Annotated in this window: 11 protein-coding genes; 5 read left to right on the top strand and 6 right to left on the bottom strand. The window is 56.1% G+C overall.

Translation table 11 applies throughout. From position 1 onward, the window contains the following. Positions 1 to 245 precede the first annotated feature (245 nt). The 5 genes from QWY79_RS01280 (at position 246) to QWY79_RS01260 (ending at position 7,187) form a co-directional block, all read left to right on the top strand. Positions 246 to 1,415, top strand: a complete 1,170-nt coding sequence (locus tag QWY79_RS01280; RefSeq protein ID WP_290269100.1) for an isovaleryl-CoA dehydrogenase — start codon at positions 246 to 248, stop codon at positions 1,413 to 1,415. Positions 1,416 to 1,513: 98 nt separating this feature from the next. After that, entirely contained in the window at positions 1,514 to 3,121 is a 1,608-nt protein-coding gene (locus QWY79_RS01275; protein WP_290269098.1) for a carboxyl transferase domain-containing protein, read from the top strand. Positions 3,122 to 3,256: 135 nt separating this feature from the next. Beyond that, on the top strand, positions 3,257 to 4,081 hold the full coding sequence (locus QWY79_RS01270) for an enoyl-CoA hydratase-related protein (protein WP_290269096.1): 825 nt from the start codon (positions 3,257 to 3,259) through the stop codon (positions 4,079 to 4,081). A gap of 2 nt (positions 4,082 to 4,083) precedes the next feature. Then, positions 4,084 to 6,108, top strand: a complete 2,025-nt coding sequence (locus QWY79_RS01265) for an acetyl/propionyl/methylcrotonyl-CoA carboxylase subunit alpha (RefSeq protein ID WP_290269095.1) — start codon at positions 4,084 to 4,086, stop codon at positions 6,106 to 6,108. 179 nt (positions 6,109 to 6,287) lie between these two features. Further along, the gene (locus QWY79_RS01260) at positions 6,288 to 7,187 is read left to right on the top strand and encodes a hydroxymethylglutaryl-CoA lyase (RefSeq protein ID WP_290269092.1); all 900 of its coding nucleotides are present in this window, start codon (positions 6,288 to 6,290) and stop codon (positions 7,185 to 7,187) included. Positions 7,188 to 7,255: 68 nt separating this feature from the next. Here the strand turns inward: QWY79_RS01260 and QWY79_RS01255 are convergent, their stop codons facing one another. The 6 genes from QWY79_RS01255 to QWY79_RS01230 all read right to left on the bottom strand — a co-directional run bounded on the left by QWY79_RS01255 (position 7,256) and on the right by QWY79_RS01230 (position 12,490). Continuing rightward, complete coding sequence (locus tag QWY79_RS01255) at positions 7,256 to 7,684, bottom strand: hypothetical protein (protein ID WP_290269090.1); 429 nt, start codon at positions 7,682 to 7,684, stop codon at positions 7,256 to 7,258. Between the two features lie 70 nt (positions 7,685 to 7,754). Beyond that, on the bottom strand, positions 7,755 to 8,402 hold the full coding sequence (locus QWY79_RS01250) for a PIN domain-containing protein (RefSeq protein ID WP_290269088.1): 648 nt from the start codon (positions 8,400 to 8,402) through the stop codon (positions 7,755 to 7,757). Between the two features lie 89 nt (positions 8,403 to 8,491). Continuing rightward, positions 8,492 to 9,127, bottom strand: a complete 636-nt coding sequence (locus tag QWY79_RS01245; protein ID WP_290269086.1) for a hypothetical protein — start codon at positions 9,125 to 9,127, stop codon at positions 8,492 to 8,494. A gap of 99 nt (positions 9,128 to 9,226) precedes the next feature. Beyond that, positions 9,227 to 9,775, bottom strand: a complete 549-nt coding sequence (locus tag QWY79_RS01240) for a hypothetical protein (RefSeq protein ID WP_290269083.1) — start codon at positions 9,773 to 9,775, stop codon at positions 9,227 to 9,229. Positions 9,776 to 9,869: 94 nt separating this feature from the next. After that, positions 9,870 to 11,438 (bottom strand): GmrSD restriction endonuclease domain-containing protein, encoded by a 1,569-nt coding sequence (locus tag QWY79_RS01235; protein WP_290269081.1) that lies wholly within the window; start codon positions 11,436 to 11,438, stop codon positions 9,870 to 9,872. 185 nt (positions 11,439 to 11,623) lie between these two features. Then, positions 11,624 to 12,490: a hypothetical protein gene (locus QWY79_RS01230; protein ID WP_290269079.1), complete on the bottom strand. Its 867-nt coding sequence runs from the start codon at positions 12,488 to 12,490 to the stop codon at positions 11,624 to 11,626. Between the last annotated feature and the right edge of the window lie 386 nt (positions 12,491 to 12,876).

The raw sequence follows: 12,876 nt of genomic DNA, 5'->3' as shown, positions 1-12,876 counted from the left end.
TAGAATCATGACACCTCACCTCGTAGTGTAAAGGGAGGTGTCTACAAAATCGGGGGCATAGCAGCTCTTCCCTCTTCCCTCTTCCCTCTTCCCTCTTCCCTCTTGTTTCCCTCCTCCCCATCTACCTTGGTCTAACTCTGAGCGCATTACCTTTACGTTAACGTAAAGCTGTCTTAGGCTTTGCGCATTACCCCGATGAACCCTTGTCGCGCCCCAGGCGCCACACACGATCCGTGGAGTTCGCCATGTATTCGCCCTATCAGCCTCTCGATTTCGGGCTCCCCGATGAGCTGAACATGCTGCGCGACCACGTCAACGCCTTTGCGCGTGACGAGATAGCGCCCCGCGCCGCCGAGATCGATGCGCAAAACGCCTTCCCGGCCGATCTCTGGAAAAAGTTCGGCGACATGGGGTTGCTGGGCATTACCGTGGCCGAGGAAGACGGCGGCAGCGGCATGGGCTATCTGGCCCACTGCATCGCCATGGAAGAGATCTCGCGGGCCAGCGCCTCGGTGGCGCTCTCCTACGGCGCCCACTCCAACCTCTGCGTCAACCAGATCAAGCTCAACGCCAACGCCGAGCAGAAGGCCAGATTCCTGCCCGGCCTGATCAGCGGCTACCAGGTCGGCGCCCTGGCCATGTCCGAACCGGGCGCCGGCTCCGATGTAGTCTCCATGAAGCTCAAGGCCGAAAAGCGCGGCGATCACTATGTGCTCAACGGCAACAAGATGTGGATCACCAACGGCCCCGACGCCGATGTGCTGGTGGTCTACGCCAAGACCGATCCGGACGCCGGCTCGAAGGGGATTACCGCCTTCATCATCGAGAAGGACACGCCAGGCTTCTCCACCGCCCAGAAGCTCGACAAGCTCGGCATGCGCGGCTCCAACACCTGCGAGCTGGTCTTCACGGACTGCCAGGTGCCCGCCGAGAATGTGCTCGGCGAGGTCAACAAGGGAGCGCGGGTGCTGATGAGCGGCCTGGACTTCGAGCGCACCGTGCTGGCCGCCGGCCCCATCGGCATCATGCAGGCCGCCATGGACGTGGTGGTGCCCTACCTCCACGAACGCGAGCAGTTCGGCCAGGCCATCGGTGAATTCCAGCTGGTACAGGGCAAGGTCGCCGACATGCTGACCACCCTGAACGCCTGCCGCGCCTACCTGTATGCCGTCGCCGGCGCCTGCGACCGCGGCCACACCTCGCGCAAGGACGCCGCCGGCGCCATCCTCTACTGCGCCGAAAAGGCCACCCAGGTCGCCCTCGACGCCATCCAACTGCTCGGCGGCAACGGCTACATCAACGAATACCCCACCGGCCGCCTGCTCCGCGACGCCAAACTCTACGAAATCGGCGCCGGCACCAGCGAAATCCGCCGCATGCTGATCGGGCGGGAAGTGTTTAACGAATCAAAATAAGCTGGAAGCTGAAAGCTGGAAGAGCTCAAGACCCGGGTCCAGTGGTTTTTCTTCAAGCTTCCGGCTTCGAGCTTCAAGCTTTTATCCCGGAGGGATAAATGAGCGTTCTGACAACCCAAATCAACCCTCGCAGCGAGGGGTTTCAGGCGAACGACGCGGCGATGCGGGCGGAGGTGAGCCGCTTGCGGTCGTTGACGGCGGCGGTTCATCAGGGCGGCGGCGAGAAGGCGCGGGCGCGTCATGAGTCGCGGGGCAAGCTGTTCGTGCGTGACCGTATCGACCATCTGCTGGACGAGGGGTCGCCGTTTCTGGAGCTTTCCGCGCTGGCGGCGCACGAGGTCTACGACGATCCGGTGCCAAGCGCAGGGGTGGTGACCGGCATCGGCCGGGTATCCGGGGTGGAGTGCGTGATCGTCGCCAACGATGCCACGGTCAAGGGCGGCACCTACTTCCCGCTAACCGTGAAAAAGCATCTGCGCGCCCAGGAAGTGGCGCGCAAGCATCGTCTGCCGTGCCTGTATCTGGTGGATTCCGGGGGCGCCTACCTGCCCTGCCAGGACGAGGTCTTCCCGGACCGCGACCACTTTGGCCGCATCTTCTACAACCAGGCCACCCTCTCCGCCGAGGGCATCCCGCAGATCGCCGTGGTCATGGGCTCGTGCACCGCCGGCGGCGCCTATGTGCCGGCCATGGCCGACGAATCAATCATCGTGCGCGAACAGGGCACCATCTTTCTCGGTGGGCCGCCGCTGGTGAAGGCGGCCACCGGCGAGTCGATCAGTGCCGAGGACCTGGGCGGCGCCGATGTTCACGCCAAGGTGAGTGGCGTGGCCGATCATTACGCCGAGAACGACGCCCATGCCCTGCAACTGGCGCGGCGCTGCGTGGCACACCTCAACTGGCAGAAACGCGGCCAGCTGGCCATGCAGGCGCCCAGGCCACCACGGCTCGACCCCCAGGAGCTGTACGGCATCGTCGGCACCGACCTGCGCAAGCCGTTCGAGGTGCGCGAAGTGATCGGGCGCATCGTCGATGACTCGGCCTTCGATGAATTCAAGCGCACCTACGGCGACACCCTGGTCACCGGCTTTGCGCATATTCATGGCCATCCGGTGGGCATTCTCGCCAACAACGGCGTGCTCTTCTCGGAGAGCGCGGTAAAGGGCGCCCACTTCATCGAGCTGTGCACCCAGCGCGGCATCCCGCTGGTCTTTCTGCAGAACATCACCGGCTTCATGGTCGGCTCGAAATACGAGCACGAAGGCATCGCCAAGCACGGCGCCAAGCTGGTCACCGCCGTGGCCTGCGCCCGGGTACCCAAGTTCACCGTGCTCATCGGCGGCAGCTTCGGCGCCGGCAACTACGGCATGTGCGGCCGCGCCTATGACCCCAACCTGCTGTTCATGTGGCCCAACGCGCGCATCTCGGTGATGGGCGGCGAACAGGCCGCCGGCGTACTCGCCCAGGTCAAGCGCGAACAGCTCGAGCGCGAAGGGCGCGAATGGAGCGACGCGGAGGAAGCCGCCTTCAAGCAGCCGACCCGCGAGCAGTACGAGCACCAGGGCCACCCCTACTACGCCAGCGCCCGCCTCTGGGACGACGGCGTCATCGACCCGGCGCAGACCCGCGACGTCCTCGGCCTCTCGCTCGCCGCCGCCATGAACGCCGAAACCGAAGACACCCGATACGGTGTGTTCAGGATGTGACCCCTTGCTGCGCAAGGGAGCCGGAAGCTTGAAGCTATAAGCTGGAAGTCACTACCCCACGCTCCTGGCGGCAAGATATCGGGGGTTCTTCAAGCTTCTAGCTTCCGGCTTCAAGCTCTGTTAACGAGGTTCGAGATGCCACACACAAACTACTCAAGACTCGAGACCGACGACCGCTGCGTCGCGTGGCTGACGCTGGATCGGCCGGAGGTGCTCAATGCCTTCGATGATGCCTTGATCGCGGAGTTGAATGCGCACCTGGCGGCGGTGGCCGAGGCGGCGGAACGCGGGGAGATTCGGCTGCTGGTGCTGGGTTCGGCGGGTCGGCATTTTTCTGCCGGGGCGGATCTGGGCTGGATGCAGCGCATGGTCGAGTACGACTTCGAGGACAACCTGGCCGATTCGCGGGAGCTGGCGAGCATGATGCAGCGGCTCGATAGCCTGCCCTGCCCGACCCTGTGCCGGGTGCAGGGGGCGGCCTACGGCGGTGCCGTGGGGCTGGCGGCCTGCTGCGATATCGTCATTGCTTCCGAGAAAGCCCGCTTCTGCCTCTCCGAAGTCAAGATCGGTCTCTCGCCGGCGGTCATCAGCCCCTATGTGCAGAACGCCATCGGGCGCCGCCAGATGCGTCGCTATGCACTGAGTGCGGAAGTCATGGACGCCACCACGGCCGAGGCACTGGGGCTGGTGCACCAAGTCGTCGAGCCAGCGGCGCTCGACACGGCGCTGGAAGCGATGATCGAGACCCTCCTGGCCACCTCGCCGCAGGCCAGCCGCGCCACCAAGGCCTTGCTGGCCGAGGTGGCCCGGGGGCCGGACACTGCCGCCACGCGCGAGCACACCTGCCAGGCCATCGCCCGCCTGCGCGTCAGCGATGAAGGCCAGGAAGGCCTGACCAGCTTCTTCGAGAAACGCCGGCCCGTCTGGGCGCCGGCCCCCTCATCCACCACGGAGCGCTGAACATGAGCCCTGCCTTTGACACCCTGCTGGTGGCCAACCGCGGCGAGATCGCCTGTCGCGTGATGCGCACCGCCCGCCGCATGGGACTGCGCACCGTGGCCGTGTACTCCGATGCGGATGCCGATGCCCGCCATGTGCGCGAGGCCGATGAGGCCGTACGCATCGGACCGGCCGCCGCTCAGTCCAGTTACCTGGATATCCACGCCGTGATCGCCGCCGCCCAGCGCACCGGCGCCGGGGCCGTGCATCCCGGCTACGGCTTTCTCTCCGAGAACGGCGACTTCGTCGCGGCACTGGCGGAGGCCGGCATCACCTTTGTCGGCCCGCCCGCCTCAGCGATTGCCGCCATGGGCGACAAGTCCGCCGCCAAGGCCCGCATGTTTGATGCCGGCGTGCCCCTGGTGCCCGGCTATCACGACGCCGACCAGGACGACGCCCTGCTCGAGCGCGAGGCCGAACACATCGGCTACCCGGTGCTGCTCAAGGCCAGCGCCGGTGGCGGCGGCAAGGGCATGCGCGTGGTCGAGTCCGCCGAGGCCTTCCAGGCAGCACTCGACGGCTGCCGCCGTGAATCCCGCGCCGCCTTCGGCGATGACCGCATGCTGATCGAGAAATACCTGACCCAGCCACGCCATGTGGAGGTTCAGGTGTTCTGCGACACCCAGGGTCAGGGCGTTTATCTCTTCGAACGCGACTGCAGTGTGCAGCGTCGACACCAGAAGGTGCTCGAGGAAGCCCCGGCCCCCGGCATGACCGAATCGCTGCGCCGCGAGATGGGTGAAGCCGCAGTGCGCGCCGCCCGTGAGATCGGCTATGTGGGCGCCGGCACGGTGGAGTTTCTGCTGGATGCCGACGGGTCCTTCTACTTCATGGAAATGAACACCCGCCTGCAGGTGGAGCATCCGGTCACCGAGATGATCACCGGGCAGGACCTGGTCGAATGGCAACTGCGCGTGTCCATGGGCGAGCCCCTGCCGCTAGGTCAGCAAGACCTGAACATCAGCGGACACAGTTTCGAGGCCCGCCTCTACGCCGAAGACCCGGCCCAGGACTTCCTGCCGGCCACCGGCACCCTGCAACGCTTCGCACTCGACCTGAACGGCGCCGGGCTCGCGGCCACTCAGGTGCGGCTGGACAGCGGCGTGGCCAGCGGCGATCGCGTCTCCATGCACTATGACCCCATGCTCGCCAAGCTGATCGTGCACGGCGACGACCGCCAGCAGGCCCTGGCCACCCTGAATCGTGCCCTGGCGGCGCTGGATATCCAGGGCGTGACCACCAACCGCGACTTCCTGCAGCGGCTGGCCACCCATCCGGCCTTTGCCGCCGCCGAGCTGGATACCCGCTTCATCGAGCACCACCATGGCGACCTGTTCGCGCCGCGCCACTACACCGCCGAGGACTATGCCACCGCCGCCCTGGTGAGCCTGCATCAGCTCGGCCGCGAACAGCAGAGCCACTCCCCCTGGGATCGCCATGACGGCTTTCGGCTCAACAGCGACAACACCATTCGCATCGCCCTGAGCGACCCGACACGCCGGGATGACGACGACGCCCTGGTCACGGTGGAAGGCCGCCAGAGCGCTCCCGGCGAGGCCTGGCAACTGCGCGTTGGCGACACCACTCTGGCAGGCAGCCTGCACCCCATCGAAGGCGACGCCGTGGCTGTCACCCTGGACGGCCACCGCCGACGCCTGCAGGCACGGCTGGTGGATGGCGGCGAGATCATCATGGTCGACCCAAAACGCGAAACACGGCTATTCTGGCGACGCCTGGACGCCATCGACCACGGCCGCCAGGAAGCCGAATCCACCCTCACCGCTCCCATGCACGGCACCGTGGTTACCCTGCTGGTGGCGCCCGGCGAGCGGGTGGAAAAAGGCATGGCGCTGATGGTCATGGAAGCCATGAAGATGGAACATACCCTGACCGCCCCCGCCGACGGCCAGGTGGAAAGCTTCCACTTCCAGGCCGGCGACACCGTCGGCCAGGGCGACGTGCTGCTGGAATTCGCAGCAGACGAGTAACCACCGTACCCCTGGCAAGTAGTGTCCAGGGTAAGCGGCGCCGGGGGCAGGCCGTCGCGAAGGTCATTCGCCATGGATGGCGAATGTAGCGTCCAGGGAGGGATTCACAGCGCCTTCGCCAAGGCCTGCCGCCGGATCAGCCGCGGCCATGGATTCTCTCGAATGATTGGAGCTCTGCAATGGCATTCCCCAAGCAAATCCGTCTGGTCGACGTCGCCCCCCGCGATGGGCTGCAGAACGAACCCGACGCCATCGCCACCGACACCAAGCTCGAGTTGATCGACCGCCTCGCCAATGCCGGCCTGCACCACATAGAAGCGGCCAGCTTCGTCTCGCCCAAGTGGGTACCGCAGATGGCCGACCACCGCGAAGTGATGACCCGGCTGCAGCGTCGCCCCGGCGTCACCTACTCCGCCCTCACCCCCAATCTCAAGGGGCTCGAAAACGCCCTGGAATGCGGCGTGGACGAAGTCGCGGTATTCGGCGCCGCCAGCGAAGCCTTCTCGCAGAAGAACATCAACTGCTCCATCGACGAATCACTGCAACGTTTCGCCCCGGTGCTGGAACGTGCCCGCCAGGCCAATGTACCCGTACGCGGCTACGTCTCCTGCGTGCTTGGCTGCCCCTATGAAGGCGAGATTGAACCGAGTCAGGTGGCCCGGGTCGCCAGAGCCCTGTACGACATGGGCTGCTTCGAAGTCTCGCTCGGCGACACCATCGGCACCGGCACCCCGCTTGCCGCCAAACGCATGCTGGAAGCCGTCGCCCGCGACATCCCCATGGACAAGCTCGCCGCCCACTTCCACGATACCTACGGCCAGGCCATCGCCAACCTCTACGCCGTGCTCGAGGAAGGCATCAGCGTCATCGACAGCGCCGTCGCCGGCCTCGGCGGCTGCCCCTATGCCAAGGGCGCCGCCGGCAACGTCGCCAGCGAAGACGTGGTCTACCTGATGAACGGCCTCGGCATCGAGCACGGCATCGACCTCGACACCCTCGCCGCCACCGGCGACTGGATCACCCGCACCATCGGACGGCCCAATCGCTCGAAGGCGAGCGTGGCGCTTACCAGGAGTTAACGGCTGAGTTAAGCCGCCGATGAAAGCAGAGCGAAGCGGCGCTTTCAGCGGTCCGCTTGAACGAATAGCTAGGCGTTTTCTTTCATGTCCTCTAACTCTACGCTTATTTCCTTTATTTCGCTCTGCTCAAAAAGTAGGCGTGATGTTTTTACCTTTTTCCAAGCGGAAGGGTCAGAATCGTCAAATTTGAGACTAAAATGACCAGACACGCTCAGCATCTTCTTTTCGGTAACATTGAAATCTCCATCATCATCTACCTCCTTTTCAATGCTTTTCAACCTTTCCGCCTCGACGGCCCGCAACTGCTCTTTACTTGAGTGAGATTCCACAGCGCACTTAAGTTTTGCTTCAAACGATACGAGATATGCCAGGTCTGAAATCTTTTTAGCTTCTTTGTACTTTTTATCCATCTCTATGACATCAGTTGACATATCCTTGTAATCACCGACAGCAGTCTCTACAAACTCGTTACCAACGATATCATCGAGGTCCGTCACCTCGATCTCCTGAACGAGCTTTTTATGTATTTCATCTTCGTATATCTCTGCCAACGCAAAAAACCTATCGTCAGCGCTTAGAGAACCAAAGAATCTCGCATCCAGCTTTGCAGGCCCTTCGGAAAAAAAGATTGGACAAGCTTTCGAAACATATGATTCTTTCTCCCTGAATTTGCTCGACGAATTTTCTGTCACTAGACACAAAAACCACTTTCTCATTTACCTCCAAAAGATCCTTTATGCGACAATATATGAATGCATCAGGAATATCATTCCGATTTTTCACACCACTAAAAGGCGTTTCACTATAAAAGTAAGCATCCATTACACGCTTTCCGTCGTCAGGCTCTATAGGAAGAACAGTGGCGTTTGTTCTTTGTTTAAACTGAGTCCAGTTATCTACCACTTTTCTAAGGATTCCATTTATTTGGCTTTCCGCAGCGAGGGCGGTTACATTGAATTCAAAATTAAGTCCTAGGATTTCAGGTTCATCATAGTATTTGCTGAGCGACCTTGTCGCTTTACTTGCTGCGTCAAACGCACCTTGTGCCTCGGCCTTGACCCAGGATATGAATTCCTTTTCCACAATTTCAGAGATGTACAAACTATACAGACCTGCGCGAGTATATTTTACTAGCTCATTAAATAGCTCCGAATTCAATTTCGGCACTTGCTTCAGAACTGACGAATCAATCATTAACGGTATCGCGTCATCCATTCACACCCCCTTATCTCTGGCAGCCTAACGCCTAGGCTCAGCCGCCGGTTTGGAGCGGCAGCGGAAAACCGGTCGGCTGGAGCCGCTGGTTAGCTTCTGGTTTTCTGGAAGCCACCCGGCTCCCAAGCGTAAAAATCGAAAAGTGTTCTGGTACCGCCGAATTTTTCAGCAAAATCCTTGATCAGCTCTTGGCAAAAAACATAGGTGTTCCTGTTCAGTATGTCGCCCATTGTCGGATTTTTGATTGGCAAAGCACCGGAAAGGCATTGATTTAACCGGAAAAGTATTTGGCTATCTAATGCACAGTAACCGTAATAAAGGATAGCTGAGGCAAGTTGACCAGGGCATTTCTGATTAGTCATTAACCACTTCAAATATAAATCTAGCAACTTCGAAGTATGTGCAAAGCTTATTTCTTGGCCTTGCTCAGAAAACCAATGATTATAGATCGACTCAAACAACTCACGATGCCACTCATCAAATGCTCTTTGGTCTGTCATGCTTGGAAAGTAGCCGCCCAAAACATCTTCAGTTTTGAGACTAGCCCAATGACGATAAACCTCGCTCGGTCGTAGGTTGTAGCCGCGATAAGCACGAAACGTGTTGCCTGCTATCCCGTAGCCACGTGATTGTCCATCAAAGGATTCCGACCGGACCTTCTTCTTGAGGCTCGCTAGCTTGGATCGAAAATCTTCCCCAATGGACTGATCGTAAAACTGTTCCATGAAACCTCTTAAGCTAACGCGAAGCTAAGGGGTGCGAGCCTTGCGAGCGCCCCCTCGAGCTCTGTGTTAGGAGAAATCCCCGAAAGCGTGAAAGCACCCTCACATCCCGAGCTCTTCAATAAATGACCAATTGTCCCAGTATTGAGTAAGATCTCTTTCTCCAAGGTCGAATTGGCCTGCGACGAATCGCGATTTATCGGACTTATTCATGCCTCGCCCTTCGAGACAGGCCTCGGCTGTAACCCATGGATAAAGGTGATAGTTCTTCTGTTGGCCATGAATCGCGACCAATTTGCGGAGCAATTCGGTGGGCGCGATATTCACAAAAACCGGTTGAGACTTCCTTTGGTGTGAAATAAGAACAATACTCCAAATGTCGGCTCGCGAACTCTCCAACGCTTTCCTCGAAAACACAAACCAGCCCGCGGCTTGCAACGAGTCCTCAAATTTGGTCGAAGCATGAGGGGGTTGATAGTCGCGAGACATTATGACCTGGACGGACACCGTGGAGCGATTGGCCTTGTCCGAGAGGAGAAAATCAATACCCGTATCCTTGGTTGGTACCCAGAGGTCGACGTCGCGGAAGCGTTGCTCGACATGTTCGCCGAAAACGAATTCCCCGGCATGAAGCGTAAATATTGGCTTCAAGGTTTCTCTCCTAACGGGCGGGCTCAGCCGCCGCTTTTAAGCGGTCGGTTGAAGCCCTTTGTTATCACAATTTTGTCTCTACTTAGCACCACATCTAATAACCGCATAGTCCTATGGCTCGGTCTGCGAGCATTTGTGCTCGACTCTTAACAAATGCGTCATAGTCATCGTCGAATAAAGCATAAGGGCATATGTGTGAACTCAGTATTTCTTCTACGTTATCAGCCATTTTCTTCCTGTAAACACTAGGAGCCGCACCACCAACTTCTCGATTATTTGCACTAGAAATGAAACAAAAATTTGCAAGTACGCTTTCCCCCACCTCTGAATTGTTCTTCTTCGCAAGAAATGCTTTTGGCATCAGGTGGTGAAACTCTTTACGATTATACCTCTGAAGCTTTTTGCGGAGATCCACAACATCACCTCCAATCAAGTTTTTTGGAGAGTTTTGTGCAAGCATCGCAACAAAGGTTTTTGTGCTTACGGAGCGTAACTGGAACCTGTTGACTAGAAAATAATCAGGTGATACCGGAGCCCCGAATTGGTCAAGGGTAGACGCGTTTCCCTGTTTCAAACTCCTCATTTCAGAAATATCAGCGTCCATGTGACGCAACACACCACTGCTGTAGCGTTTTGAGAAGGAAGACCTCCAGAACCATCTCTTAATGATTTCTTTCTGGTGTTCATTCAAAATAACTTGCTGCCCACCTGGTACGGAGAAGAATACAGAAAGGGGAACAAGGATATTTTGGTAGGGTAAGTTTTCTATCGACGGTAGACACAACTCTGAGTCCATAAAGTCCAAAGCGCCCCTTATTCCATTGAGCACTTCATCAAAACGTGCTCGAACATCCGCACCGTTTAAATTCACCAGGTCTTCAGGTCTGGAGGAGTCACTCAATATTGCTGCAGTGCAGCGCAAAAGAAGACTTATATCGTTGGATAGTTCAGTGAAACCGAATTCGTTCAGATCAGCTATCAGCTCTTCGAATTGTTCTTGCAGCTGGAAGTCTTCACTCCATGTCCAAGCGGACAAAAGCTGCAACGTATCAAGAGGCACGCCTTGCCTGTTGATACGCTCAAATATTATAGCAACTTTTTCTTTTTCGTCGGTTTTAAAGGTTTGAACTGGTATTCGCGCCTCTTTGAAAACAGACTGCATTCGATCTATGGATGCAGCGACTTCGTCGCTCATATCCTTTGTACTTCGTCGGTAGGCGGCGGTATCAAATATGGTCCTTAACGGAAAATGCTTCTCTAGGTCAACTTCATCTTTGGAAAGAGCGAAAAATTGCGTCTCTTGTACATCATCTTCCTGTGAAAAATCAAAATATATCTCTTTCCATTCGTCTGAGTCACCATTAATTTCGGTTTGAAAAACCCCAAATATAGAGGTCACCCGTTGTTGTCCGTCTAAAACGTAATCAATAGGAAAGTCAGCGTCTGGCTCTGGGAGTTCGAATGGCCCAAGCTGCCTTTCAGACCTCAATTGCTCGTTAGTCCGCCAGAACAGGAGTGCGCCAAAAGGGTAGTTCTTGTATATACTATCTATCAGAAAAGCAACTCTATCCGGTTCCCAAACAAATCCTCTCTGAAACGCTGGAATACGAATTTGCCCTCTATAGACTGCGTCGAGAACTTCACGAATCGTAAATGACTCCATTAACTATAACTCCTTTCACGGATTGCTTGGGATTAACGAGTAAAACCTCAGGTACTAAGATAGCAAAGCGTGGCCGTGTGTATGATAACGCTTTGCACACCGGCCGAAACAAGCGCAGCTTGTAAAGGCCCGAGCCGCAAAGCGGATGAAGTGCTGCAATTTGTTATGCTTATTTTTAAATATTTTCACTGAGAATTTATTAACTCCCAGTAATCCATTGGTTTTTTTTGACCCCATAACGCATGGTGAATTAATTCAAATGAACAATCATGATAAGAATTTACCATTTCTTGAATGGCAAGTGGCATTTCTCTTAAATACTTCTCTTCCAAAAACTTGAAAGCATTACCCGTACTTTTCAATTGCTCTGGTAATAAAGTGATAAAGGTATCCTCACCATCTCCCTCCTTTATATTGGAGTAAACAAATGAATCGTACCCCTCACTGAGAGCCCAGGTTCTGAGCTTAAGGGTAAGATCTAGCCAAACAACTTCCTGATATTGGGCTTGGTTAAAATCTTCTCCTATTGCTTTTGATCGTGCTTTTCTCTTGCCCATCTCTTCTTTAAAAACGGCATTATTACTATAAGACTTTTTTATCCGCTTAATCTCGTTTTTTGACATTTTACTATATACTTCTTGAGGGTAAATAACGCCAGAAAAAGGATAAAAAATAGATTTTATTCCCCCTCCCTTTGAAATTGGCACTTCATTTGGGTCTACGACCATGGGCCCAGCACTACCTATCGGATCATCTTCCCATAGGTCTACCAATCTTAGAGGGCGCTTTGGTTGAAATAAGTATTCTGATATATGAAATTGTTTTGCGTAGTTGCAAAAATTTACTAAATGCTTTTCCAATGTTTTTGTTTCAATAACAACCCCAGAACGGTCGTGCACATCCACTGAAAGGTCAGGCCTAATTGAACAAATTTTCTGATGCGCGAACATTCCTTCTACACGTTCTGCAGCAGAGACTGGCGAAATACCTAGATGCTTAAGAACAAAACTTTTATTTTTTGAATCGTTCCTGTCTGCATTATAAACGTGCATATATCAACCTTCCATACTCCATGCATATTGAAACGACATGTATTTTTGATTCAAAGTTTCTAGCTTGAAGCTCCATTCTAAGAATAACAGGTATTAGATAGCGCGCTCGTTCAACAACTTGAACGCGCTTGCTTGCTCAAGAATTTAACCTCATCAATCAAAACGCCATAACCCATTGATTTTGTTTGTTGCAGTGTAGCACTTGGCTACCTATGCAGAATTCGCGTGCATGCGCGTTTTGCCCGATTCAATTACACTGTACAGGCATCCAGTCTTCCGGGGAAAGCCGTTGGTCAAAGTCTTCATTACCAGTGCTTCATGGAATCAATGCAAAGCCTGGTGGGCTTGAAATTGGTTTGGCGGGAGACCCGGCATAGTCAGGCACG

It is taken from the genome of Halomonas sabkhae (assembly GCF_030409265.1).
Lineage (GTDB): Bacteria > Pseudomonadota > Gammaproteobacteria > Pseudomonadales > Halomonadaceae > Halomonas > Halomonas halmophila.
Note: the sequence above shows the minus strand (reverse complement) of the source record. Positions and strands in the feature narration are given on the sequence as shown.